At 40.9% G+C, this 24,398-nt stretch carries 26 protein-coding genes; 7 read left to right on the top strand and 19 right to left on the bottom strand.

All coding sequences use genetic code 11. The annotated features are described in order from the left end of the window. Position 1: 1 nt before the first annotated feature. The 5 genes from cpu_RS02050 to cpu_RS02030 all read left to right on the top strand — a co-directional run bounded on the left by cpu_RS02050 (position 2) and on the right by cpu_RS02030 (position 2,838). Positions 2-322, top strand: a complete 321-nt coding sequence (locus tag cpu_RS02050; protein WP_075858325.1) for a hypothetical protein — start codon at positions 2-4, stop codon at positions 320-322. A 32-nt stretch (positions 323-354) separates the two neighbouring features. Continuing rightward, positions 355-597 carry a hypothetical protein gene (locus tag cpu_RS02045; protein WP_075858324.1) on the top strand — a complete coding sequence of 81 codons (243 nt, stop codon included), beginning with the start codon at positions 355-357 and terminating at the stop codon, positions 595-597. 107 nt (positions 598-704) lie between these two features. Then, positions 705-1,394 (top strand): polysaccharide deacetylase family protein, encoded by a 690-nt coding sequence (locus tag cpu_RS02040; RefSeq protein ID WP_075858323.1) that lies wholly within the window; start codon positions 705-707, stop codon positions 1,392-1,394. After that, entirely contained in the window at positions 1,394-1,924 is a 531-nt protein-coding gene (locus cpu_RS02035) for an undecaprenyl-diphosphatase (RefSeq protein ID WP_075858322.1), read from the top strand. The genes cpu_RS02040 and cpu_RS02035 overlap by 1 nt, the downstream gene beginning before the upstream one ends. After that, the gene (locus cpu_RS02030) at positions 1,918-2,838 is read left to right on the top strand and encodes a polysaccharide deacetylase family protein (protein WP_075858321.1); all 921 of its coding nucleotides are present in this window, start codon (positions 1,918-1,920) and stop codon (positions 2,836-2,838) included. The genes cpu_RS02035 and cpu_RS02030 overlap by 7 nt, the downstream gene beginning before the upstream one ends. A gap of 41 nt (positions 2,839-2,879) precedes the next feature. On the opposite strand, the gene cpu_RS02025 is transcribed toward cpu_RS02030, so the two are convergent. The 13 genes from cpu_RS02025 to cpu_RS01965 all read right to left on the bottom strand — a co-directional run bounded on the left by cpu_RS02025 (position 2,880) and on the right by cpu_RS01965 (position 19,493). Continuing rightward, positions 2,880-3,692 (bottom strand): GGDEF domain-containing protein, encoded by an 813-nt coding sequence (locus cpu_RS02025; protein ID WP_075858320.1) that lies wholly within the window; start codon positions 3,690-3,692, stop codon positions 2,880-2,882. 265 nt (positions 3,693-3,957) lie between these two features. After that, positions 3,958-7,065 carry a molybdopterin-dependent oxidoreductase gene (locus cpu_RS02020; RefSeq protein WP_075858319.1) on the bottom strand — a complete coding sequence of 1,036 codons (3,108 nt, stop codon included), beginning with the start codon at positions 7,063-7,065 and terminating at the stop codon, positions 3,958-3,960. Position 7,066: 1 nt separating this feature from the next. Continuing rightward, positions 7,067-8,299: an NrfD/PsrC family molybdoenzyme membrane anchor subunit gene (gene nrfD / locus cpu_RS02015; protein ID WP_075858318.1), complete on the bottom strand. Its 1,233-nt coding sequence runs from the start codon at positions 8,297-8,299 to the stop codon at positions 7,067-7,069. A gap of 27 nt (positions 8,300-8,326) precedes the next feature. Continuing rightward, a complete protein-coding gene (locus cpu_RS02010; RefSeq protein ID WP_028052035.1) occupies positions 8,327-8,968 on the bottom strand; it encodes a 4Fe-4S dicluster domain-containing protein in 642 nt (213 codons plus the stop codon). Positions 8,969-9,208: 240 nt separating this feature from the next. Further along, positions 9,209-10,540, bottom strand: a complete 1,332-nt coding sequence (locus tag cpu_RS02005) for a sigma-54-dependent transcriptional regulator (protein WP_075858317.1) — start codon at positions 10,538-10,540, stop codon at positions 9,209-9,211. Beyond that, positions 10,524-12,332: a sensor histidine kinase gene (locus cpu_RS02000; protein ID WP_075858316.1), complete on the bottom strand. Its 1,809-nt coding sequence runs from the start codon at positions 12,330-12,332 to the stop codon at positions 10,524-10,526. The genes cpu_RS02005 and cpu_RS02000 overlap by 17 nt, the downstream gene beginning before the upstream one ends. 17 nt (positions 12,333-12,349) lie before the next feature. Then, positions 12,350-13,486: an ABC transporter substrate-binding protein gene (locus tag cpu_RS01995; protein ID WP_075858315.1), complete on the bottom strand. Its 1,137-nt coding sequence runs from the start codon at positions 13,484-13,486 to the stop codon at positions 12,350-12,352. 13 nt (positions 13,487-13,499) lie between these two features. Next, positions 13,500-14,261 carry a TatD family hydrolase gene (locus tag cpu_RS01990; RefSeq protein WP_075858314.1) on the bottom strand — a complete coding sequence of 254 codons (762 nt, stop codon included), beginning with the start codon at positions 14,259-14,261 and terminating at the stop codon, positions 13,500-13,502. Positions 14,262-14,334: 73 nt separating this feature from the next. Beyond that, complete coding sequence (locus cpu_RS01985; RefSeq protein ID WP_075858313.1) at positions 14,335-14,703, bottom strand: DsrE family protein; 369 nt, start codon at positions 14,701-14,703, stop codon at positions 14,335-14,337. A 187-nt stretch (positions 14,704-14,890) separates the two neighbouring features. Further along, positions 14,891-15,976: an HlyD family secretion protein gene (locus tag cpu_RS01980; protein ID WP_075858312.1), complete on the bottom strand. Its 1,086-nt coding sequence runs from the start codon at positions 15,974-15,976 to the stop codon at positions 14,891-14,893. Between the two features lie 15 nt (positions 15,977-15,991). Next, on the bottom strand, positions 15,992-17,560 hold the full coding sequence (locus cpu_RS01975; RefSeq protein ID WP_077177117.1) for a DHA2 family efflux MFS transporter permease subunit: 1,569 nt from the start codon (positions 17,558-17,560) through the stop codon (positions 15,992-15,994). 13 nt (positions 17,561-17,573) lie between these two features. Continuing rightward, positions 17,574-18,368: a TrmB family transcriptional regulator gene (locus cpu_RS01970; protein ID WP_075858311.1), complete on the bottom strand. Its 795-nt coding sequence runs from the start codon at positions 18,366-18,368 to the stop codon at positions 17,574-17,576. 204 nt (positions 18,369-18,572) lie between these two features. Then, positions 18,573-19,493 (bottom strand): DMT family transporter, encoded by a 921-nt coding sequence (locus cpu_RS01965; protein WP_075858455.1) that lies wholly within the window; start codon positions 19,491-19,493, stop codon positions 18,573-18,575. Positions 19,494-19,836: 343 nt separating this feature from the next. Between cpu_RS01965 and cpu_RS01960 the strand changes: the two genes are divergently transcribed. Then, entirely contained in the window at positions 19,837-20,382 is a 546-nt protein-coding gene (locus tag cpu_RS01960; protein ID WP_075858310.1) for a hypothetical protein, read from the top strand. A 76-nt stretch (positions 20,383-20,458) separates the two neighbouring features. On the opposite strand, the gene cpu_RS01955 is transcribed toward cpu_RS01960, so the two are convergent. Next, positions 20,459-20,605 (bottom strand): aspartyl-phosphate phosphatase Spo0E family protein, encoded by a 147-nt coding sequence (locus tag cpu_RS01955; RefSeq protein WP_075858309.1) that lies wholly within the window; start codon positions 20,603-20,605, stop codon positions 20,459-20,461. Between the two features lie 149 nt (positions 20,606-20,754). On the opposite strand from cpu_RS01955, the gene cpu_RS01950 reads away from it, so the two are divergent. Next, the gene (locus cpu_RS01950; protein WP_075858308.1) at positions 20,755-21,150 is read left to right on the top strand and encodes a helix-turn-helix domain-containing protein; all 396 of its coding nucleotides are present in this window, start codon (positions 20,755-20,757) and stop codon (positions 21,148-21,150) included. A 109-nt stretch (positions 21,151-21,259) separates the two neighbouring features. On the opposite strand, the gene cpu_RS01945 is transcribed toward cpu_RS01950, so the two are convergent. From cpu_RS01945 to cpu_RS01925, 5 genes are all read right to left on the bottom strand, one after another. Next, positions 21,260-21,823: a 4Fe-4S dicluster domain-containing protein gene (locus cpu_RS01945; protein ID WP_075858307.1), complete on the bottom strand. Its 564-nt coding sequence runs from the start codon at positions 21,821-21,823 to the stop codon at positions 21,260-21,262. Positions 21,824-21,889: 66 nt separating this feature from the next. Next, positions 21,890-22,234 carry a hydrogenase maturation nickel metallochaperone HypA gene (gene hypA, locus cpu_RS01940; RefSeq protein WP_075858306.1) on the bottom strand — a complete coding sequence of 115 codons (345 nt, stop codon included), beginning with the start codon at positions 22,232-22,234 and terminating at the stop codon, positions 21,890-21,892. Between the two features lie 21 nt (positions 22,235-22,255). Beyond that, positions 22,256-23,338, bottom strand: coding sequence for a hydrogenase large subunit (locus cpu_RS01935; protein ID WP_075858305.1), 1,083 nt, complete (start codon positions 23,336-23,338; stop codon positions 22,256-22,258). After that, positions 23,335-23,877: an NADH-quinone oxidoreductase subunit C gene (locus tag cpu_RS01930; RefSeq protein WP_075858304.1), complete on the bottom strand. Its 543-nt coding sequence runs from the start codon at positions 23,875-23,877 to the stop codon at positions 23,335-23,337. The genes cpu_RS01935 and cpu_RS01930 overlap by 4 nt, the downstream gene beginning before the upstream one ends. 17 nt (positions 23,878-23,894) lie before the next feature. Continuing rightward, a complete protein-coding gene (locus cpu_RS01925; RefSeq protein WP_075858303.1) occupies positions 23,895-24,392 on the bottom strand; it encodes a 4Fe-4S dicluster domain-containing protein in 498 nt (165 codons plus the stop codon). Positions 24,393-24,398 lie beyond the last annotated feature (6 nt).

The following is a 24,398-nucleotide window of genomic DNA, read 5'->3' as shown; positions in this document are numbered from 1 at the left end:
AATGAAAAAATTTTTTAAATTAATCTTTTTGCTGCTACTGGCCTTTACCCTGCTAGGTAGCTTTTATAAATACTACTACGCCCAAACTAACAGCACAGTTAGTGTAGTAGGGATTATAATATCAGTTACTAATGATCACCTGACTTTGCAAGAAAAACACAAGATTAAAAAAATAGAAATAACTCCAAATACAAAAATTTATTTCAACAAATCTCTTATCTCCAAAAACCGGCTTAAACCAAAACAAAAACTGGTGGTAATAGGTCACAAAGAATTTGATGGCGATATCGATGCTTTAATTATCCATTTAATGGATAATTAAATAAAAATTATCCTTAGAAAGGAGGTGATACGGTGAAAAAAATTCTATCTATTTTAATTGTTTTTGGCATGTTGTTAACAAGCCCGTTAGCTGTAATGGCTAACACAGCAAAAAAGACTGCAAGTCCTACTGTTAAGACCGCTAAAGTACAAGTAGTTAAAACCAAAAAAGCTAAAACAACCACCAAAACCAAAGTTAAAAAAGTTATTAAAAACAACAAAAAAACCACTACCCAAGTTAAAACAAAAAAAGCTACTAAAACCAACAAAAAATAAAGGCTAAGGAAATAACCCCTAGCCCTAAATCACCCCAAGGAAGGGAGTAAAATCCCTTCCTTCTCAAAATATTATAACAAATTAAATTTTTTAAAGGAATGATTTTTATGCCAAACAGCAATAGAAAAGTTTTTATCATTATGACTTTTTCTCTGCTTAGTTTATTTTTATTGCCCCACTTTCGTATCCTTGGCAATATGAAAACAGTAACAAAGCCAGCACCACCCAAAAAATACTGTGCCCTTACCTTTGACGACGGGCCCGATCCGCGCTTTACGCCGCAGGTATTAAAAATATTAAAAAAGGAAAAAATTCCGGCCACCTTTTTTGTAGTAGGCCAAAACGCCGCCAAATACCCGGATCTAATAAAAGAAATTTATGCCCAGGGCAATGAAATTGAAAACCACACTTATACCCATCCTGTAATTAATTACTTTAAAGATAATGCTAATTTAGCTTTAGAAATCAAAAAAACTGATGCAGTGGTATATGCAAAAACCCATTATACTCCTGCTTTTTTCCGCCCACCCCGCGGGCGTCGGCCGGTTTATCTTCATAAAATTTTAGCTCAAAATAAGAAAACTCTGGTAATGTGGAATATCTGTGTGGAAAGTGTCCTTGATAAAAAGAAAACAACTTTTTTAGTCCCAAAAGATAAAGTTATTATTTTAGCCCACGACGGCCGTTTAGATCGGAGTAAAACTATAAAAGCTCTTCCTTTAGTAATTAAACAATACAAAGACGCGGGTTATCAATTTGTAACGATTAACCAATTATACAGCATAGGAGTGAAATAATGGACTACACACTTTTTCAGGTAATTAACAACCTTTCCGGACATAATATAATTATTGATCGCTTGATGATTGCCATCTCTAAATATGGAATATTTTTTTATGGTTTGATGCTGTTAGCAATATTTTTAACCAGCCAAAAACGTGTCAAAATTGAGATTTTTAAAATTGGCTTTGCCGGACTAATTGCCGTAGGATTAGCTGGCCTAATAAGTAAAATTTACTATCGACCCCGTCCCTTTATCAGCCATAAAGTGCATTTATTATATCCTCATCAGCCAGATGGTTCATTCCCTTCAGACCATGTGACCGGAGGTTTTACTTTGGCATTGGGACTTTACTCCCTCTCTCCATCCCTTGGTCGTATAGCAATTGTTTATAGTATCATAATGGCGTTTTCCCGGATCTATGTTGGCCACCATTACCCCACTGATGTAGTTGGAGGGATACTTTTAGGTGCATTAATTAATTTTTTACGGTTATATTTTGAGAAAAACTTTCTAAGCATTAAGAGAAGGGATCTGCAATGTTAAAAAAATTTTTCCCAATCATCTCTCTCTTACTTGTTCTTACTCTGATCTCCGCCGGGTGTGTGTCTGCTTCTCCGTCCTCCAACATTGTGGTATTAGAGTACCATGGGGTAGTTCCGGAAAGTGCATGGGGTAAAGTCAATCATCTTTACAATGTTCGGGTAGAAACTTTTGAAAATCAAATTAAAACTTTATTAAATGCTGGATATAAACCTATATCTGCAAAGCAACTTTTAGCTTTCTATTACGGCGGTTATAAACCTTCTGGCAAAGAATTTTTAATAACCTTTGACGATGGCTACCGTAACAATTATCTTTATGCTTTTCCTATTTTAAAAAAATATCATGTGCCAGCGGTAATTAATTTAATTGTGGCCCGGGTTGACGAAGCCAAAAACCATGACAATCCAATTAAAGGTTATCTAAACTGGTTGGAAGTTCGGGAAATGGCTAATTCCGGCTTAATTTATTTTGGGTCTCACACTTATAATAGTCACGATAAAATTTTTACAAGTAAAAACAAAATAAAAAATTATTCCTTTTTAGGCCCAATTTATCTTCCAGGCCAAAAAAGAATGGAATCCTGGCAGGAAGCTAAAATTCGAATAAATCAAGATTTACAACTATCCATAAAAAGAATTCAAAAAGAAACCGGACAAAAAACAGAAATTTTTTGTTATCCGCATGGTATCTATAATTCATGGTTTATAAACCTTGTAAAACAAAATGGCTTTAAAATTGCCTTTGCTGGCAACATCCCTCACAACAATGACCCTTATAAAGTTCGGCGTTTATTAGTTACAGATGCCCTACGCGGGCGAATGCTTTTATTAAAATTAAAACTTAATGAAAACTTTCCGCAAAATATTTACAACTTACAGGGAAATTTGCTTAGTTTACTTAAAAAGCTTCTTTAAATTAAGACCCTACTCAAAATTTTGAGCAGGGTCTTTGCTTTTTAGCCTCCAATTGTAATAAAATTCTTTTTTCCTTTTGCCTTATAAAGAGCTTCATCAGCAACTTTCATAAAATATTCTACATTAAATGATGTTCCTTTCTTAATAGAAGCAATACCAATACTGATGGTAACTTTGTCGAAACTATCTCCAATCAGAATTTTGCTATTTTCTACCAAATTTTTAAGCCGGCAAGCAACTTTAAAGGCCTCTTGTTCATTTACTTCCAAAAGAACTATTACAAACTCATCACCCCCCCAGCGGGCAATAAGATCGTTTTTTCTCGTTACACTTTGTAGAGTCTTAGCAACTTGCTGTAGTACCAGATCTCCGGCAGCATGTCCATAAGTATCATTTATTCTTTTAAAATCATCAATATCAATTAAAAGCAATGAAAAGGAATTTTTTGTCTTTAAACGGGATAATCGTTCATAAAAATATCTCCTATTATTTAGCCCAGTCAAAGCATCTAGATAAACTTGTCGCTGTAATTTTTGCAGAAAAACCAAATAAACAGTGGTTGTTATAAATTGAAATATTAGATATATCTTCCACATTGAACTATTGCTTCCTTCAAGTAAATATAAAAGAAGGGAAAATATAAACCCGGTCATTAATAAAATTGACGTAACAAACCTAGAAATTTTCCCTTTCCCCCAGGGCATTTTGGCTAAATATCCACCTTTGTTAAAATGTTCCACTTTATATCGATCTATTTTTTGGCTTATTTTTAGTATATTTTCCTTATTCATATTCATTTTTGCGGCGTTATATAAGATATTTCTTGCAACTTCAATTTTATCAACTTTACTCACCCCGCTCACTCCCTGCAAATATTATTTTATACGTTATTTTACATCAATTTAGGCTTATTGCCAATAATAATTTTTAGCCAACAGCAAATTTTGCTTTGTCCTAAACTCCATTAAAGTTACTTTAACAGGGAGTGAGTAACTTTGGAAAAAATCTTTTTTGGAAATAGTTATTAAAGCAATATTAAAACTATCTTGCCCTATCTAATAAGGCTAAATAAAGAAATAACAGCAAAAGAGGCCTGGGAATATTCCCAGACCTCTTTTTTTAAGCCTTAACTACTTCCACCCGTGTGTCCAATCCACTGGCTCCGCCGCCAATAGGATCGGACAAACAAGCATTTTTTAAGGCCACGTCCACTAATTGAACAGCATTTACCGAAAAACCGGTACCTCTGCCCAACGCAAATCCGGTATCACTAACTCCAGCTACCCATCCTGTATGACCGTAAGGTTGAACGGCAGGTATCTTTTTGCCGTCAATTATCACCGGCGCTGCACCATAAGCAAAGTGGCCGTAGTTATAGCTACATCCTACCACGCCGGGCTTAATACCACCAGTAACCAGAGCCTTGCCTATTACTTCAAAATTTGGGGATATAATTTTAATAGTATCTCCGGTGTTAATTCCGCGTTTTTTGGCATCTTCCGGATTTATCCAAACATAATTTTCCGCCTCAATTTCCCGTAACCAAGCATCGCTAATATTACGGTGAGTTCCGATATGTCTTGCTTTCCAGGTAATTAAAATTAGGGGATAACCCTCATTTTCCACCCTTTGTCCATTGTAATAGGTAATTTCTTCAATACGGGGCAGACCATCAAAAGGCTTGCCGGTATAGGAGTGCTTACCTTTAGCCACTTTTTCGGAGTAAAAATTAACTTCCGCGCCCAATTTATATTTAAGATACGGACCATCATATTCATTCCCCTTTTCTTCAAATCTACCTCCCCGATTAAGAACATAGACCACCCGGCGCCACTCTTCCGGCTTAACCGCCCGTTTCCAGGCCTCCAGATCAAAAAACTTCCCCAACGCTTTTTTTCTTGCCCTTTCAAAGATTAACAGTTCTTTGTCATCAGCTTCCGGTACGGGCTTTTTCCCATCATAGGCAATGTTGGCCACCAGCTTCAAATAAAAGTCCTCAGCTCGATCCAGTGAACTCCCGTCCGGAAAGGCCCCAGCCCCAACCCCCGGCAGCTTTAACTCCTTGGCCAGCTCAATAAAGAAATCTTCCATCTGCCTGGCTTCAGGATAAACCCGGGTTACCGGCTGTTGAATATGGGTTTCTTTCAGTGGAAAATTGGGGTATATGGTTTCAAAACCCCAGCGTTCCAGATAAGTTAAATCAGGCAAAATATAATCGGCATAAGTAGCTGTTTCACTGATTACCACATCGGATACCACCAAAAGGGGAATAGTTTTCTGGTCTTTTAAGATCTCTTTATGAGCTTTTCCCACCGGTACCGATAATAAAGGAGAAATCCGGTGAATGAACAGGGCTTTGATAGGATATGGATAACCTTCAGCAGCACTTGGCAAGGCCTCCTGAATATTGTTAGCAGAATACTGGAACCAGGGTCGCTTGGCCGGATAGCCATCCCGTTCAAAAAGAGTAGTTTTTTCATAGGCAACCTTGTTCCGTACCAGCGGAATGCCCCAGGCTTTAAATCCTTTCGGTACTTTTAACAGATCATACCTGCCCTCAAAAGGATTAAACTTCGCTCCGGTGCTCATACTGCCCCCTTTCCAGTCATAGTTGCCGATCAGATGGTTAAGGCAGTTAATAGCCCGCAGATTATAGAAACCATTGGTATGCATTGCCGGACCCCGGTAGGAGGTAATAGCCGCTTTTTTCCCATGGGAAGTAAACTCCCGGGCCAGTTCGATAATCTGCTGCGGGTCGATTTCGCAAATCTTGGCATATTCCTCAATGGTGTATTCCATAACCCGCTCTTTAAACAGGGTAAACACCGACTTGACATGGATGCCGTTAATAACCGTATCTACTTCCAATTCTCCTTCGCTAGCCTGGTCATGGGGTACAGGCTTTCCATTCTGGATTACCACAAACTGTTCTTTAGTTCCAATTCCAAGATCACTGGCTCTTAGCTTGGGCTTTCCTTTTGCAGACAAATTAACCAAGTAAGTTGCATCGGACCAGGTCGGTTCCCCGTCAGCTTTTGCAGCCGCCTGGTTGGGATTGGTTAAATATCTTAAGTCATAACGCTTGTTTTCTATAATCCAGCGGGCCATACCCAGAGCTAAAGCTGCATCCGTTCCCGGCTTTGTCGGTACCCAGATATGTGCCTTTTCAGCAATCCGGCTCAATCTTGGATCGACCACCGCCAGCTTCATCCCTCTTTTGAGAGCATTCATAATTTTGGGGGCGAGCCAAGTTGGCCCTTTATTGGCTACCAGCGGGTTAGTTCCCCAGATAATAACAAATTCAGCATTATCCACATCGGCGTACATGCGCTTTTTCGGTTTTTCTGTGTTAAAAGACTGTACATTCCCGATTACACCGTTGACACTACAAATTCCTCCATGGTCAAGGCTGTTAATGCTGCCAAGGGTTTGGCTCCAAAACCGGTCTTTGAAAAAATCCCGCCGGTCCCCAAAAAAGCCTACAATTTGATTAGCCTTGGGCCCCAAATCAGGATGTTTAGTATCGATAAGCACATCTTTATACTTCGCATCAAATTCTTCCTGGGACATCTCTCCTTTTTTCACCTTTTCCCAATCGGCCATTACCTTCTCTTCGGGAACAAAGGCCCAAAGGTTTTTTAACCCCGGAGTCCCAAGATCCGGACTACCGTAAACTATTTCCTTTAATGCTTGTTCCCAGCTTATACTTTGCCATTGCCCGCTTCCCCGGGGACCAACCCTTTTCAAAGGCTTTTGCACTCGCAAAGCATCATAAGCAGTTTGGATACCGGCCTGGCCTTTAAGACAGGTCCGTCCACCCCTAAAGCCTCTTCCCTCCTTGGCTATATCACCGCTACCTTTTGCTGCTTCATCCACAGGAGTATTGTACGGAATCTGACCAAAAGGTTGCATGTTAAGCGGACTATAAGGGTTGCCGGCTAACTTTCTAATATAAGAAGTAGGACCGTTTCCTTTAGCAGGGGTGATAACCGCTTTAAGAGTACAGTGGGTATTACACTGTTCACAGGTGGTATAAATAACATCCTCAGCACCGTAATCCAGGACCTCTTGGCCCGTCCCGTGAGGATCATCTAAAAACCAGGATTCAACCGCCGACTGCTCAGACCCCAAGGCTGCGGGAGCTACCAAACCTACTCCCGCCAAAACAGCGCTGGTTTTAAGAAAACTTCTTCGGCTGATTTTAACCGGCTTCTTTTGTTGATCCATATTATTTTCCCTCCCTTAATTCTTCAACGGTATCTATTGGTAATGCTTTAATTGCCACTGTATATAAAAACAGGCCGAAAGCCACTATTCCTAAACTACTAAGCCATTCAACAAGCGTAGGATAATAATAACCCCAGGGCAATCCCGGCAACACCGGGACAATTAAAGCGGGTACCACAATGTTAAACCGTACGCCTAAAATGCCGATTACCACCAAAATAGCCGCCAGGGTAATAGCATTTACCGATTCTTTCAGCCTGGGGTGAAAGAAAATAAACAGTGGAACAACTACTCCCAGAAACAGTTGTACCCACCAGAACGACCAGGAAAAAGGACCCCGAAAAATAGTTTCGATGGTAGCCAGTTCCGTATATTGGAGTCCATAGGCGCCCACAAAAAATTCGTAAAATTCCAAGCCTAAATCGATAAACAGAAAAAGGGTTAAGAGTCCCGCCAGGGACTTAACCATTTCCTTATCTACCTCACGCCCCATCACTTTGCTCCGGATCACATAAATTGCCAGTAATAACGCGGTTCCCGAAACCAACGCCGAAACCACAAAGATTACCGGAAAAAGCCCGCTATTCCAAAAAGGTCGAGCTTTGGCTACTGCGAAAAGTGTTCCCGTTCCGCCGTGTACTCCAAAAATAGCAACGGGAATTCCGATTGAACCTAATATTTTCAACAAACGATGGTCCCGCTGTTTGGAAGCAGCGGTCAGGTCAGTACTGCCAAAGGTAAGAAAACGGGCTAAAGCTGCTTGCCACCCACTGCCTTTAGCAGCCCGAATTAAATCCTGTCGCATGGAAAAATAAAGTTCAGCCATTAATAAACCAATATAAACTACATAAAACCGAACTTCCCAGGCCAGGATACTGGTGAAATTCCAGTAACGTAAAGCATGCCAGAAGCGCTCCATTCTTCCCAAATCTATCAAAATAAAACACATAGCTAAAACCATGCTGAGAATGGCAACCAGCAAAGCATCCCGACCAATTTTCTCATATTGTTCCATTTTAAACACAAAAATCATAGTCGAGAGAAGAAAAGAACCGGCACTTAAACCCACAAAAAAGATATAAAAGGCTACCCAGGCTCCCCACGGCGTGGTACTGGTCAAATTAGTAACGGCCAATCCGCCTCGAATTCGTTCGATAATCGCCCAGCCACCGAGCGCCATTAATATAACGAGTACCCCATACCAGGCTTTAGTCAATCGTGTGCTGCTTTTCACCGTACCCTCATCCTCCCTCTTTTTAATTTATTTCAGATAAATGACCCTGGGTTTAGTTCCCATTTCTTCCTGAAGAACGAAGGCCCTGGGGCTTGCAGCCAATTTGGAAACCACACTTTCCGGATCGTTAAGATCGCCAAAATAACGGGCATCTCCTAAACAAACCTCAACACAGGCCGGTTCTTCTCCGCGCTGTAACCGGTGGTAGCAAAACATACATTTGCGAACATTCCCTATTGGCGATTTACCTTTCTCCCGTTTGCCGCGGTCGATACCGTATTCCGGCGCCTGCACTTCGTTGTAGCCAATCATCTCCCGGCTGTAATCCTCACCAAAATCAAAAGACCTAGCTCCGTAAGGACAGCTTACAATACAATAGCGGCAACCAATACAGCGGTCATAGTCGATGGCAACAATTCCGTTTTCCATTTTATAGGTTGCTTTTACCGGACAAACTTGAACACAAGCAGGTCGGTCACATTGCATACACGGTCTCGGAATATGAATTTTAGTAACATTGGGGAAAATCCCCTTCTCCTCTTCAATGACAACATTGTACGATATTCCCGGTGGCGTACGGTTTTCGGCTTTGCAGGCCACCGTACAGGTATCACAGCCAATGCATTTTTGCAAATCAATTACCATTGCCCATTTCTTGTCTGAGCTCACTGCTTATTCTCCTTTCCAAACAACTAAATAGGTTGTAAAATTTAATCGTCAAAGGCCGGTGCTACTTGAACAATATCTCACAAATATTCCTCTCCGGAGAGTTTAATTTTTCATAAACTTATTAAGCAAAAACTATACCAATCCCAAAAGGCTCAAAAATCGGGATAGATATAAAAAAATCCATGACATTTTGTCGTACTACCGTGACAAAATGTCATGGATGGTAAGTAACTTTTTAAGTTATTTCTTTAATTGGTATTCCTCAATTTTACGATAAAGATTGCGGACACTAATTCCCAGCAGTTCGGCGGCCTTGGTTTTATTCCATTGAACCGCCTCTAAAACCTGTTTAATATATCTTTTTTCCATTTCTTCCAGAGTATAAATCTTCTTCGGATCCTCTTCCCGGGGAAGACAGCCAAAAAGGTCTTCCTTTTGGATTTTATCCCCGATGCTGAGCAACAGCCCCCGTTCCAGGATATTGAAAAGTTCCCGAACATTCCCGGGATAATCGTAACTCATAAGTGCCTGCAAAGCCTCCGGAGTAAGTTCCTTTTTTTCCCCGTTACCCGCCTTTTGCAAAAAATACTCAACCAGTAAGGGAATATCTTCTTTTCGCTCCCGCAGAGGAGGAACCCGTATCTTAATGACATTCAGCCGGTAATATAAATCTTCCCGGAAATTACCTTTCGCCACTTCTTCCTCCAGATTCCGGTTGGTAGCCGCTATTACCCGAACATCCACTTTGCGTAAGCGTATATCACCAACTCGCCGGAATTCACCGGTTTCCAGAAACCGCAAAAGTTTTACCTGTAATCCCAGTTCCATTTCCCCGATTTCATCTAAAAACAAAGTCCCGCGGTGAGCGCTTTCAATTAAACCCATTTTTGTGGTTAAGGCTCCGGTAAAAGCCCCTTTTTCATAACCGAAGAGCTCGCTTTCCAGAAGTTGGGCCGGTAGGGCTCCGGAATTGATAGCTACCAGCGGTTGTTGGGCTCTATTGCTCCACTGGTGAATCGCATTGACAATTAATTCCTTACCGGTACCGCTTTCTCCTTCAATCAGCACCGGTGAGTCGGAAGCTGCCACCTTTTTCGCTAACTCCAGCACCCTGGTAATGGCTTGACTTTTACCTACAATTACTTTGGAACTTCTATCCCTGCGCAAAACTTCTTTCATTCCCAAATTTTCTTCCAGTAACTGCCTTTTCTCGTAAGCTTTTTGCAGGGTAATTTCCAGCTCTGCCAGATTACAGGGCTTGGTTAAATAATCATAAGCCCCAAGCTTCATCGCTCCAATAGCCGATTCTATGGTACCGTGCCCGGTAAGGATAATCACCTGAAGATTTTCATCTAATTGCCTGGCCCGTTGCAGCAGTTCTATTCCATCCATTCCCGGCATTTTAATATCAAAAATTGCTAAATGAAAAGTTTCTTCCTTTAAAAATTGGAGAGCCTCTTCACCGGTTGCCGCTCCCTTAACTCCATAGCCTTTCCGGGTTAACCGTTGAATAAGCAATTCCCGAAAATTTTCCTCATCATCAACTACCAGAACTTTAATTGTTTCCTTCATCTTTCTCACCTTCTTTCCGCTCCACCGGTAAAATAATAGTTACCGTTGTTCCCTTACCTAACCTGCTACTAATTTGAATATCCCCCTTCATTTCTTTAACAATACCGTAACAAATGGATAGTCCCAGACCAGTACCTTTACCCAACGGTTTTGTAGTATAGAAAGGATCAAAAACTTTCTTCAGCTCCTCCTGGGCAATGCCGGTTCCGGTGTCAATTATTTTAATTACTAAATCTTTTTCTCTTTTTTCAGTAATAAGTTTAAGCCGTCCTCCCGTTGTTTCCATAGCATCCAGAGCATTACCGATAATATTGAGCAAAACCTGTTGTAGCTGGGAAAGGTCCCCTTTAACCACAGGCAAATCTATATTAAATTCTTTCTCAACCTGAATGCCAAGTTGTTTAATCCGGTGATTAACCAGGGCCAAAGTATCTTCCAGCAATTCGTTAAGATTTATGTCAATCATATGACCGGCAGGTTGTCTGGCAAAATTTAACAAACTTCCGGTAATTTTTTTGCACCTTTCTATCTGTTTACAGATTACCTGTAAGTATCTCGCCAATTCCCCGGAGCGGTGAAGCTCCCTTACATCTTCATCAGCAATCCTCTCCAACAGGTCTTCAGCATAAGCAGACACAGTAGCTAAAGGGTTATTAATTTCATGGGCTATTCCGGCAGCCAGTAACCCTAAAGCTGCCATTTTTTCCGTTTGAATAAGTTCTGCAGATTTTTGCTTTATCTGTTGCGTCATAAAGTTAAAAGCATCTACCAATTGCCCGATTTCATCATCGGTAGTTTTGGGTAAAACAAAGTTCAGGTCGCCGGCAGCCACCCGCCTGGCTCCCTGCTCTAAAACCTCAATAGGTTTCGTAAAACGCAAAGCAAAAAGAATACTGGTTATCACAACCAACACTACCACAAAAAAAGTTATTATTAGAAACTTAAACTTCAAAGCAGTAATGGGTCTGTAAGCTTCACGAACCGGTATTTCCATAACCGCTGCCCACCCTAATTTTTTTATAGGTGCATAAACCCCCAATACTTCCTCGCCGTTAAAAGAAACATATCTTAAAGGCAACGTACCTTCATATTCCTTTCCCTCCATAAAACGGCGGACAGCAAGGCTGGAGCTTACCGGAGTTTGTCTTAAAACCTGACTGAAATCTTCATGGGCAATTAATTTTCCATCATTATTAACCACAAAAATGTCGCCGTCTTGGTTACCGTACTTGGCCAGGACGGTATTCATAACAGGCCTTAAATTAACCTGAACATAAAAACCACCTTTAATTTCCCGGGTCAACAAACTTTTCACCGGGATAATTAAACTGACCATGGTTCGCCGGTCAGCAGTCTGATAGCTTTTGACCATTCCTTCTTTGCTTAAGAGTTCCGGATCTACTTGGGACAGTTTTTGGGGAGTAATTACTTCCCGTTTGGATACCCGGGCAACCTCTCTTCCCCGCTCGTCCAGAAGACTAATATCTTCAACGGCCGGTATATCCCGTAAAAAGATATAAAGGAATTTTTCCTGACTTTCCCGGTCCTGCTGCAAAAGCGCTTCCCCGAAAACATTACCGGCAGCGGAAATTTTATCTTCTATTCCGGAAATCAACTGACCGATATCCATAGCTATTCCTTTTACCAGATCAGTATTCCGCTGCTGAATGGATACCAGTAAATCCTTTTCGGCTGCCCGAACATTTAGATAGGTCAGTGACACCAGAGGTATAATGGACATAAGAATACCAAAGGCTAAAACCTTAATTTTTATCCTGTTCCAAAATTTCATCGCAAATCGCCTCAATTTTACTTAATTACAGTTTTAGCAAAACTCAATCCGGTTGCATTAAGCTTAAGTCCTAACTTCTTTGCTGTACGCAGATTTACCACCAATTCCAGATTATCCGGTGTTTCTACAGGAATCTGTTCCGGTTGCTGGCCGTGCAGTACTTTGGCCACAATCCTGGCTCCCTGATACCCCTGGTTGTACATGGAAACTCCATAAGCTGCAAAATAACCCCGGTCCGCCTCCTGCTCAAAAATACCCATAACCGGAATCTTATATTGCAAAGAAAGCTTTAATAAATCCTGGGTTAAAGTTTCCAGCAAAAAACTGGATAAAGGGAGAATAGCATCAAATCCTTTTAGAGATTGTTGGTTCAATTTTGTTTTAAATTCAGCCCTTGAACTTACTGCTATGGTTTTTATTTCTATTCCCAAATCTTTTGCTGTATCTTTAACAATTTTCAAACTGGTATAACCGGGAGGCACCTTAGGGTCATAAAGAACGATAACCTTATTCACCGGCGGCAATAACTTCTTTAACAATTCCAACCTTTTTCCGGCCAACTCCGCATGATAATTATCCACCCCGGTAATTTGTCCTCCCGGTTCGATAAAGCTTTTTACCAGACCACCTTCTACCGAAGAAGCAGCTCCGATAAAAACAATGGGAGTGTCTTGATTCTTAGCTGCTCTTTTCAGGGCATCCGCTTCCACACCTCCGGTGGCGACCAGCACATCCGGCTTCTCATGGACTAACTTTCGGGCTAAAGGCAAAAGTTGTTCCCGCTCGCCTTCGGCATTTAAAATAATATAGTTAACATCTTTTCCCTCGATAATCCCTAAATCCGCTAAACCTTGCTTAAGGCCAACGATTTTTTCCGCCTTTATACTGCTGGCAGCTAAGATCCCTACAGTCCATTTGGCTTTCTCCGGTTGGGCACCGACCTCGCAGCCTGCTATAAAAATTATTCCGATTATTAATCCTAAAAAGGTAATTTTTTTCACCATTTTATCAACACCTTCTTTAATAATAACAGCTTTTGCCTTAATAATAGCATAGATAACGTAAAAGCAAAAAAGGGCCGTTCCAAAAGCACCATCGTACTTTCGAAACCAGCCCCTTTTCTTTCCTTTAAGGCTATTTTTTAAACGGGTCATAACCCTTGGTTATCTAAATACCAAACAATTCTTCAGCATTAAATCTTGCAATCCTGGCAGTGATTTCCGCAGGAACCCCGTTAAGTTCCAAATACCGCACAGCCCTGGGAACACTAAGGGGATCGTTAGGCTTGAGATTGCTGTAATCGCTATTCAGGACACCTCGTTGAAATCGTTCCAGGTGATTTAAAAGTAGCTGAGGAGTGATTCCCTCCGGACGGATGGTAAGCCCGGGAATAGCCCCAAACTCCTCGATTAAGTCAATAATATCCAAATTAGCGTGGTCGATGACCATTTTTCCGGGTTCTATCCCGACGGAGGCGGCAATTTCCATTGTTTTCTTAGTTATTTCTATCCTATTCTGGGGAGGGGTATGAAGGATTACCGGTACCCCGTATTCCTTGGCCACCTTCAATTGCTCCTTGAGGACATCCTGTTCCCGCTGACTCCCCTCATGGAGGCCGATTTCTCCTAAACCAATGACATTGCTCATCTTCAGGTAGTTTGGCAGGGCATCAACCACCCTGGGCCAATCTTCCGGTGTCCCCATGGGATGAACACCAACAGCGACAAAAAGCCTGATACCATTTTGGGCAGCATTTCTCAGCGAAAGGGTTAACATTTGGTGGAAATGATCAAAAAGGGTTTGGGCATGTTTAGCCCCGAAAAATAGGGAGCAGCCAATAACCTTCTTCACCCCAGCCAGGGCCATGTTTTCCAACCCCTCGTACGAAAGCATCGAGACATGAGTATGAGAATCTACAATTTCTACCATATAGATTTTATTCCCCCTTTTATTACGCCTTGGACTCTCCCTTTTATCGCCATTAGTTTAAATTATTATTTAATCAGGGCTTTATGTAAGCATACCCTTCCGTTTGTTTTTTGGCAATTTCTGTTATGCCAGCCGGTACAACTGTCACAAAGTTAGGGAGACTCTCTTCGGCGATTGACTGAGCCTTAAGAGCATTCCGGCACGCAACAAAGTTTACTCCCATCTCCGATAACTTCTTCATCTGCCCCATCAGCGATCCACTTGTTGTTCCATTGAGCTGATCGCTACTGCTCTTGAATGACAAAACCGCCTCACCGTTAGCCACTACTTCAATGTCAGCATTCCCTTGGCCAACATCATTTAAAAAATTAGTGATATTCACAAACGCCCTTTGCCATTTATCAGATTCGTTGACATGAAAAAGGAGTTTTAACCTACTCATCCAAACGCCCCCTCTCTGCTGAACTCAAGGCAGTCAGGCCAAATCTTCAAAACCGTTCCTTAAAAATAATGTAACATGGAAAAAGTTGCTTGTCCAATTTGTTTATCTTATGACGCATATTGAAAAATGATATTGCTATTTTAAGCAACTAAATAGCCGGCCCTTTAAAAAGACCGGCTTTTCTCTCTTACTTTTTAATTTTTACCGTTGCCGAAAGACCTGGAACAAGACCCTCAGGCTTTTCTAAAAGTTTAATCTTTACAGGAATTCGCTGGCTTACCTTGGTAAAGCTACCGGTAAAACTGTCAGCGGAAAAGAGGTTAAATGTGGATTGGGTAGCTTTGCCGATAGACTCTACTCTACCGGACAGGACTTTCCCCCCCAAAGCATCCACGTAAATTTTAACCGAAGCTCCAACCTTGACCCCGCCTATCTCTTTCTCCAGGATGTTAGCGGTAACGTAGAGGTTATTAAAGTCCGCCAGGGATACGGCAGTCTGGCCAGGAGCCAAAATTTCCCCGGGCTTTACCCAGACTTTGACTACCTCACCTTTAACCGGTGCTTTTACCTCGGTCGCATCCAGGTTTAATTTGGCAAGTTTTAAAGCTGCTTCCTGGGCTTTAACTTGAGCTTCTACCGCCTTGATGTCTTCTAACTGGGCACCGTTTAGGGCCAGATCAAGCTTACTTTTTGCTGCCTTTACGCCAGCTTGAGCGGTATTCATTTGGGTCTTGGCCGCTAACTGCTGGTACTTTAACTGGCCAATTTGCTTTAAAAGTTCATTGGCCTGATCTTTTACCTCCTGGGGTGTAGCTGGATTTGCCAGTAAAGGCTTTAAAGCATCATATTTTTTCTGAAGGTCATCTATATCTTTACTTAGCTGCTCATATGATTCCTTGGCCCCATTATAGCCAGCCAGCGCTTGTTCATATAAAGCCCTAGCTGCGTTTACATCCTCAACCCTGGCTCCTTTTAACACCTTTTTTAACTGCATTTGAGCTGCACTTAATCCCGCCTGGGCCTGCTCTAACTGGGCTTTGGCAATATCATCTTCAAATTTTAGCAAAAGCTCGCCTGGATTTACTTCATCTCCTTCCTGGACTTTTACTTCCTTCACTTTACCACCAGTTTTACCGCCAATGCTGTAGATATCAGCAGTGACTTTCGCATCATCAGTAGTAACATAGTTTTTATTATCTAAGTAAGCATAAATACCGTAACCAGCCCCTAACAGCACAATAATCAAAATTACTGCTAAAAACTTTTTCTTCATCCCCAGCACCTCCCGTTAAAATTCTGCCACCGGCAGTTTTTCTTTTTCTCCTGGTTGAATGTTTCGTTCTTCCTTTAAAAAGAAAGTTAGGAAAAACCCTAAAATCATAATTAAAGCAGTAACAAAAACAGCATCGGCAATTGCTTTAGCATATGCCACCTGGTAAAGCCTCATTGCTATTACCCCATATGCTCCTTTAACCGAAGCCAAAGGTGAAACCCCTATCCCCTCTAAACCAGTCTTAATAAAGTTAATGGTTTGCTGGAATAAAGGCGAAAATTGGTTTAAGCCCTCGGCCATGCGGGCACCGTGAAACGCCACTCGCTGCTGGGTTATGGTAGTAATAATTGCCACCCCTAAAGAACTACTTACCTGGCGTAAAGTATTGTTAATAGCCGAAGCTCTCCCCACCTGATAGGTAGGCAGGGCATTCATCCCAGCAGTATTTACCGGCATCATGGAAAAACCAATCCCCATCGCCCGAATGATTAATAAAGTTTGCAGCCACCAGAGTTCGGTATTTATATTGATACGAGCCAAACCAAAAGAGCTTAAAACCGCCAAAGTTAACCCAAATAATACCACTGGCTTGGCCCCCAGGCGGTCAAAAAGGCGTCCAGCTATAGGCATCACCAAACCGGAGGCCAAAGCCGCCGGCAGCATGATAAGCCCGGTATCCATAGGGGGGTAACCCCGCAAATTTTCAAAAAAGATAGGAAAAAGGAAAAGACCACCGAAAAGCCCCATTGTGTTAATCATAGTAATAATTAAGCTCATGGAAAAAGTAGGATTTTTTAAGACGCTCAAATCCAGGAGCGGTTCCGGACTCTTTAGTTCAAAGTAAGTAAAAAGCGTAAGGGACAAAGCAGAAAGCCAGAAAAGAAAGAGGATTTTAGTAGAGCTCCAACCCCAATCAGTCCCTTTACTTAAAGCTAAAAGGAGGGCAAAAAAACCCACCGCTGAAGTGATAAACCCTGGAAAATCAAAGTTGGCATGAGGTCGGCGCACCGATTCTTTTAAAAACAGCACAGCCATAACCATGCCAAAAAGACCGATGGGAATGTTGATGGTAAAAATTAGCCGCCAGTTAAAATACTCCACCAGATAGCCGCTTAAAGTCGGACCAATAGCCGGGGCTACCATTACCGATATCCCCCAAATCCCCAATGCCATCCCCCGCTCTTCCCGGGGAAAGGTGTTGAAAATAATGGTCATGGAGGCAGGCATCATCATCCCACCGCCTATAGCCTGAACTACCCGGGCGGCAATCATCGAGTTATTGCTCCAGGCAAAGCCACACAGAGCAGAACCTAAAGTAAAGAAAAATAGTGCTGCAATATACAGCCTTTTATAACCATAGGTATCCCCTAAATAACCGGTAACCGGAATTACCACCCCCATCACCAGCATATAACCGGTTAAAACCCACTGGATTTCTTCGGTGCCCACTGCAAAAACTTGCATCATCTTGGGAATAGCAATATTGACAATGGAGGTGTCAAGAATAGCCATAAAAGTACCAATAACCACAACAAACATGGTAAGCCACTTATTTTCCCCAAAATTATGCCGCTCGTGCTCCAAGCTCTCACCCTCTTTACAATTCAAGTCTTTGTTGTAGCTCTCTAATCTTTTTCCAGTAGTGTTCCTTAACCTCTGGTTCTATCTCGCTGAGAAAAGCATTAAAAAGTTTGGGCAAGTCATGATGATGGAAAAAATGGTGTTCTGCTAGATGTACTACTACCGGATGCCTGGTCCAAATGCCAATAGTCTCGTTTTCCACTCCTTCTTCCGCCAGCAGGAGCTCATCACCGTCAATGATTAGTTGAAACCCTAAACTACCCCTTTTTCTTAAAATCGTTTTCTCGGTTGTTAAAACCACAGGATTAAATTCCTGTAATTCTTCTCCCTTCCCAATTAAAGTTAGTTCAACGGCTACCTGTCGTTGCCTTGCGTTTTTAAGTTCTTCTTGATAGGGTATAACCATTGCGATAGAAGCTAAAAGTTTAATATTTTTTTTAGCTTTGTGGATCATTTCCCGAATTCTTCCAGGAATTTGCTCACCATTTAAATGGATTACCCGTTCTTTGGTTCCTCCTGGAGTTATGGCTTCTAAAGCTTTTTTCGCTTCCCTGACCTTTACGGAAAACTCCTCTTTTAACCGCTCCAAGTATTCACTAGGAGGTTCGGCCAGATACTTTACCGGCTCCCCCTGGATTTTCTGTACCGCGCCTTTTTCTATAAGCTTATGCAAAGTCTGGTAAACCATTGACCTGGGAATCCCGGAATTTTTGGCCACTTCATAGCCCGTAGCTTCCCCTAAATTTAGTAAAGCGAGGTAAGCTTTTGCTTCATATTCGCTAAAGCCTAAAGACTTTAACTTTTCTAACACCTATAACCCCCTTTCATAGTAGTTATATGTATGACTACTTTAAAATTTTAGCTACTGTTCGGGAAAAAGGCAATAAGAATTTTTTGTAAAGCTTTTCCGAAAGGTTCTTACTACCTTTCTGTTATTCTTTTGGTCCGTAGGCGTAATTAAAAATATAAACTAAAAGCAAAGAGGCTCCTGGATATTTCCAGAAGCCTCTTTTTTTCAACTATTAAAAGTTACTTTTTCAAAAACTTTTAAGTCCTTTTTAATCTCCCCAATTCTTTCCCTACCGGCTCTTTGGGCCAAGAAAATCCCAAGCAAAACAATAAGCGTTCCAGCCACAAGCTCTATAGTAATTTTTTCATTTAAGAAAATCCAGGCAAAAAAGCCTGCCAGGACCGGTTTTAAAAAAAATACCAGCGAACCATTTCCGGCACCAATACTGGTTAAGCCTAAAAAGTACGTGTAATAGGCTAAACCTGTAACAAAAAAAGTTAAATAAGCCATAGGTAAAATTGCTTTAGGCGGAAGGGAAAAAATCGGGTAGTGTTTTATTAAGATTATAGGCAGTAAGAATATGCTCCCCATGATAAAAGAAAAACAATTCATTATTACACTATCGGTTTTTTGCGAAAACCTTTTACCTAAAACCGTATAAAGCCCATAGGTTACAGCAGCTAAAATTAACATTATAATTCCATAGACATAGGAAGTTCCTAACTCTAAATCTTTATAAAAGACAATTACAACCCCTACGAGTCCAATAAAAAGCCCCAGGATTTTTTGGAAGTTTAATTTTTCATCCAAGATAAAATAGGCAAAAAGCATCACAAAGAGCGGATTTGAGCTAAAAATCGCCGCTGCCAGGCTTGCTTTAGTCATATTGATACCTATTTGCAAAAATGACATACTTAGAACCACATTTAACAGGCCTATTAGAGAGGCAAACAAAAAATCACTGCCAGTAAGTTTTATATTCTTTCGCTTCATATTACTTAGAGCAATAGGCAAAAGGATAAATCCTCCAAAGAAAAATCTTAAAAAATTTAATTGAAAAGGATTAACCAATTCCGCCAAGGCTCTACCTACCACTTCATACGTACTAAACAACACCACCGTAATCCCTAAATAAAGATAGCTCATGTTCACTGTAAATCTCCTCCTGCAATTTTTACTAAAAAAATTTTAACTATATTATATTTTTGAATTGTCATAATATTATTTATTATTAGAAATTAATTTTCTATAGTCATTTTAATTTTATTATAACACCAATGGCAAGTATTGTGCTTTACGGCACTTAATTATACATTTAATTTTTTGTTAATTTTTAATTATCTTTACCAAATTATAATAAATTTCCCTGCTGGCTAATCTTGACAACTCTTTAACACTTTCCTGAAAGGTTCTTAAAGCCTTCCTGTTATGATTTAAGTAAGCTCCAAACAGGGAGCAAAAATAAAAAATACCTTGGGAGGTAAATATCATGAAAAAACAAAATTGGTTTAAAAGGTTAGCAACAGGTTTAGCAATTGGAGGTGTTTTACTGGCAACAGTCCCGGCCACCATTTTTGCCGCCGATACAACTACACCTACTCCAGCAGTGGTTCAAACCATGAAGGGATACGGGGCAAGGCTTGGCCAAACCCTCGGCAGCATGCGGGATTCCATCGCTAAATTCTTGGGAATTGACACTACCACTTTAATGACGGAGCGGCAAAGCGGAAAATCCTTAGCCCAGATAGCTAAAGAAAAAGGTAAAAGCGAAACCGACCTGGTAAACTTTATCGTCAAAGAAAGAACTTCTCAATTAGACCAGCTTGTTAAAGACGGGAAAATTACTCAAGCTCAAGCGGATTTAGCCAAATCCCAAATGACCGAACAGGTGAAAGCTAACATCAACAAAACTACCGTAGGTGGCAATGGCTACGGTATGGGAAGAGGTAAAGGTCAGGGTAAAGGCCAATTTAGAGGCCAAGGCCGGGGACAGGCAGGTAACTGCATCTATACAACCCCCAGCACCACTAATTAATAAAACAAACACCTAAAAGCAAAGAGGCTCCTGGTTAATCCAGAAGCCTCTTTTTTTATGCTATTTTACCCTGCCCCTATAACTTTTTTGGGCCCCCACCTTTACTAAAATGTTCTACTATGTAGTGGTCGATTTTTTGGCTTATCTTTAAAATAATTTCCTTGTTCATATTCATCTTTGCAGCATTATTTAAGAGATTTCTGGCAATTTCGATTTTATCCATTTTCCCCACCCTTCTCACTCCCTATAAATAAAATTTCATACATTATTTTACATTATTTTAGGCTTATTGCAAATACTATTTTTAAGCTAACAGCAAATTTATCTTTGAACTAATTTCAGGTACAGTTATTTCTAACGGGAGTGAGCAGAATGGAAAATTCGTTTAAATATGACTTAGATTTAAAAGCGATTGGGCAAAGAATAAGGGAGGAAAGAAAAAAATTAAACCTTTCCCGGGAAGATTTCGCTGAAATCCTGGGACTTTCCGATTATTATGTAGGACAATTAGAACGGGGAGAACGACAAATGAGTCTTTCTGTTTTAATAAAAATATGTAATTGTTTACATATCTCTATCGAATATCTTGTTTCTGGTAGAAACCTTTATGAGCAACCTAAAGTTCAAGAAAATACCCTATCATATAATTATTTACCCCCTGCCGATAAATTTGACAGTGAGCTGGTAAATTTATTACATAAATGTTCTTCATTAGAATTAAAATTAATTACAAAAATTACCAAAACCATTTTACCGTACATAAAATAAAAAAAGTAGCGGAATTAGTTTCATCCCCGCTACTTTTTTATTTTTATTTCTCCTTAATTTTTTCTTTTTTCGGTAGCTACCGTTTTTCGAATTAAAGGGAATTTCCACTCTAGATCTTAGTCCTGGTATGAGCCCTTACCAGTTCTTTTCCTCTTTCTTCAAAAAGTTTCTTGCGATAACTTTCGTAATCCACCAGGGTTATAGCTTTAGTGGGACATGCCGCAACACAAGCACAAGTTACTTCTTGATTATCTTGCCTTCTGCTTAAACAAAGATCACATTTCCTTGCTTTACCATTTTTAGTTCTGCCATTAACTTTATCTTTTTCATCTTTTACTATAATAATAGCGCCAAATGGACACACCATGGAACAAACTTTACAGCCAATACAATTACTTTCATTAATTTTCACATACCTATCTTCTTGATATATTGCTCCGGTAGGACAGGCATGGGCACAAGGTGCATCTTCACATTGCCTGCACTGAATAGGCATAGCCATGTCTTCAACCTGGACCACCGAATTTCTTGGTTGCAAATGTAAACCCTGGGCAACCGCAGAATGCAAATCACAGTCGGCATGAGCCAAAGCACAGGCTAACTCACAATTTTTGCAACCCATACACTTTCGTGGGTCAGCATAAATAAAGAAATTTTCTTTAGTTTTAACCATTTTAAAATTACCTCCTTTCAATTGCTGTCTATCCTTTGAAAATACAAAACTTTTAACATTCACCCTTTACTTTTCAACTTCTAAATTCTCCACATACAATTCCTTTCCGGCAACAATGTCAACAAATCCGGTCCCACATTGCGGACATTTAAAGTTATAGTTATAAACCCGGAACACCTTGTTACACTCCCGACATTTTCCCATCAGTGGGACTCGCTCGATAACCAACTCCGCACCCTCGGCAACGGTATTTTGCGCATAAACTTTAAAACACGCAGTTAAGGTCATAGGTTCCACCACTGTCATCTCGCCAACCTTAAGCTTTACTTTTAAAATTTTTTTTATTTGATGCTCTTTTACTTTGGCATCGATAATCTGAAAAAGACTATCCACTATAGCCATTTCATGCATAGCACCGCATCCTTTTTTATATTATCTTTCGGTGCAGGAAATACAGGGATCAATACTATTAATAATGAGGGGAATGTCAGCCACTTTATTACCCGGCATCATAACCTTAAGTGCTTCCCAGTTCATATAAGTTGGTACCCGCCACTTAATGCGTTCCGGAATATCTGAACCATTGGTGCGTAGATAATAAATCAATTCTCCCCGCGGAGCCTCGGACTTGGCTACCGCCTCTCCTGCGGGAATTTCCGGCAAATAGTCTATACACGTTGGACCGTCCGGAATCTCTTTTAGACAATGTTGAATAATATTGATAGCTTCCTGAATTTCTCTCAGTCTAACCAGGGCTCTTGCTTTAACATCACAACCAGTTTCTACCTGAACATTAACCTTGAGCTTGTCGTAAGCAGCATACGGACTCTTTACCCGGACATCATTATTTATACCGGACCCCCGGGCTACAGGCCCAACCACCCCATAGCGGAGAGCTTCATCTTTAGGTAATATCCCTACCCCTTCAGTCCGAGCCCGAACAAATTTATTGTTCATATAAATACGGGTAATTTCTTCTAAAGGCTTCTTCAGGTTGTCTAACTGTCTCGCCAGATATTTAATCTTTTCCTCTGACAGGTCATATCTTACGCCGCCAATGCAGTTAGCAGCCAGGTCCATTCGATTCCCGTAAATAGTCTCTTTTATATCCTGGACTATCTCCCGTAACTCCATAACATGCATGAATAATGAGTCAAAGCCAATGATATGAGCCAGCATAGCAATATTAAACAAATGGGAAGCTATTCTTTTTATTTCATCAGCTATAACCCTTAAATATTCGGCCCTTTCCGGAATTTGAATACCGGCAATTTTCTCCAGGGCCATGCAGTAGGTAAAGGGATGGTTATTGGAGCACAAAGAACAAACCCTTTCAAGCAAAGTTAAATTTTGATATATATTACGTTTCATTGCCAGATACTCGATACCCCGGTGCACATGCCCTGCCGTTAACTCCAGACCTACAATAGTCTCTCCCTCTACCTCAACCCGGAAATACATCGGCTCTTCCAGGGCCACATGTAGCGGACCTACGGGGATTGTATAAGTGCTCATTTAACCTCTCCCTCCTGGGAAGTAGCCGCTAAGACCTTTTCCCACAAAGTTTTACTGGTAGCTCCCTGCATAGCAATTGATAAAGGGATAAAGTCATTCATTATTCCCTCATCAATAGTATCATCGAGGAATAATCTCTTTGGATTGGGATGGCCGACTACTTTAATACCATATAATTCTTGTAATTCGCGTTCCGTCCAATCGGCACTTTTTAAAATCGGGGTTATGGAATTAACTTTACCACTATCTCCGGGTACTTCAATGGTAACCGTACAGGTACAGCCATCCAGGTCAAAATGGTAAGCAATCTCATGGCTATCCCTTTGTTGGTCATCTTTCGTTTTATAAGCTGTGATAGTAATTACCCGGCCTCCCAAACTTGCCACTATCAAAGCCACAGTGGTAATATGGCGGTGGTCGTGGAGCCTACACCAACCAGTAACAACTCCTTTAGAATTTCTCTCCCACCGCAAAGAAAATTCTGCCCCCAACGCCCGGGTCAGTTTTTCTGTAAATTCCTCCTGAATATTCCGTACCATCTTCTTTCCTCCCTTCCTCAGCGGAGAGCTCGTTTTTGGCGGCATTTAGGGCATAAATGCCTTAACATTTCAATTTCCTTGTTTACGTGCTCATAAGCTCGCTGCAATAATTCAGGAGAAATTGGTACCATAGGTGTACCACATCCGGCACAATTTACATATTTTATGAATCCTTTTTCCACATATCTGTATTTATCCTCTTGCCGGTGAGCGGTATGATAATCTTCCGTTAAACGAATGGCTTTGGTAGGGCAGTAATATTCGCAAAGGCCACAGAAGGTACAGGTATTATGCCACAGGATGAACTCAAGGCCACTTTTATCGGCCACTTCCCGGATTTGAATGGCTCCCCCGGCACACACATGCTCACACATCCTGCAGGCAATACAAGCCCCGGCATTATATTTGGCCTTTCCCCGCAGTCCCTCAGGAACAAAGGTTTCACCAAAGGGATATGGGTCGGTTGTTGGACTCTTGAACAAATTACGCAGGGCGATTTTTAAAAACGAAGACATGGGTAA

This window comes from Carboxydothermus pertinax, assembly GCF_001950255.1.
GTDB classification, from domain to species: domain Bacteria; phylum Bacillota; class Z-2901; order Carboxydothermales; family Carboxydothermaceae; genus Carboxydothermus; species Carboxydothermus pertinax.
Note: the sequence above shows the minus strand (reverse complement) of the source record. Positions and strands in the feature narration are given on the sequence as shown.

Coding starts and splice junctions, on each gene's coding strand:
- cpu_RS01995 (WP_075858315.1), bottom strand. CDS start 13,486: ATGACCCGTTTAAAAAATAGCCTTAAAGGAAAGAAAAGGGGCTGGTTT.
- cpu_RS01930 (WP_075858304.1), bottom strand. CDS start 23,877: ATGGTACGGAATATTCAGGAGGAATTTACAGAAAAACTGACCCGGGCG.
- cpu_RS01985 (WP_075858313.1), bottom strand. CDS start 14,703: ATGAGTAGGTTAAAACTCCTTTTTCATGTCAACGAATCTGATAAATGG.
- cpu_RS01925 (WP_075858303.1), bottom strand. CDS start 24,392: ATGTCTTCGTTTTTAAAAATCGCCCTGCGTAATTTGTTCAAGAGTCCA.
- cpu_RS02000 (WP_075858316.1), bottom strand. CDS start 12,332: ATGAAATTTTGGAACAGGATAAAAATTAAGGTTTTAGCCTTTGGTATT.
- cpu_RS02030 (WP_075858321.1), top strand. CDS start 1,918: ATGTTAAAAAAATTTTTCCCAATCATCTCTCTCTTACTTGTTCTTACT.
- cpu_RS02005 (WP_075858317.1), bottom strand. CDS start 10,540: ATGAAGGAAACAATTAAAGTTCTGGTAGTTGATGATGAGGAAAATTTT.
- cpu_RS02050 (WP_075858325.1), top strand. CDS start 2: ATGAAAAAATTTTTTAAATTAATCTTTTTGCTGCTACTGGCCTTTACC.
- cpu_RS01945 (WP_075858307.1), bottom strand. CDS start 21,823: ATGGTTAAAACTAAAGAAAATTTCTTTATTTATGCTGACCCACGAAAG.
- cpu_RS01980 (WP_075858312.1), bottom strand. CDS start 15,976: ATGAAGAAAAAGTTTTTAGCAGTAATTTTGATTATTGTGCTGTTAGGG.
- cpu_RS01990 (WP_075858314.1), bottom strand. CDS start 14,261: ATGGTAGAAATTGTAGATTCTCATACTCATGTCTCGATGCTTTCGTAC.
- cpu_RS01950 (WP_075858308.1), top strand. CDS start 20,755: ATGGAAAATTCGTTTAAATATGACTTAGATTTAAAAGCGATTGGGCAA.
- cpu_RS02035 (WP_075858322.1), top strand. CDS start 1,394: ATGGACTACACACTTTTTCAGGTAATTAACAACCTTTCCGGACATAAT.
- cpu_RS01955 (WP_075858309.1), bottom strand. CDS start 20,605: ATGGATAAAATCGAAATTGCCAGAAATCTCTTAAATAATGCTGCAAAG.
- hypA (WP_075858306.1), bottom strand. CDS start 22,234: ATGCATGAAATGGCTATAGTGGATAGTCTTTTTCAGATTATCGATGCC.
- cpu_RS01935 (WP_075858305.1), bottom strand. CDS start 23,338: ATGAGCACTTATACAATCCCCGTAGGTCCGCTACATGTGGCCCTGGAA.
- cpu_RS01965 (WP_075858455.1), bottom strand. CDS start 19,493: ATGAGCTATCTTTATTTAGGGATTACGGTGGTGTTGTTTAGTACGTAT.
- cpu_RS02020 (WP_075858319.1), bottom strand. CDS start 7,065: ATGGATCAACAAAAGAAGCCGGTTAAAATCAGCCGAAGAAGTTTTCTT.
- cpu_RS02040 (WP_075858323.1), top strand. CDS start 705: ATGCCAAACAGCAATAGAAAAGTTTTTATCATTATGACTTTTTCTCTG.
- cpu_RS01960 (WP_075858310.1), top strand. CDS start 19,837: ATGAAAAAACAAAATTGGTTTAAAAGGTTAGCAACAGGTTTAGCAATT.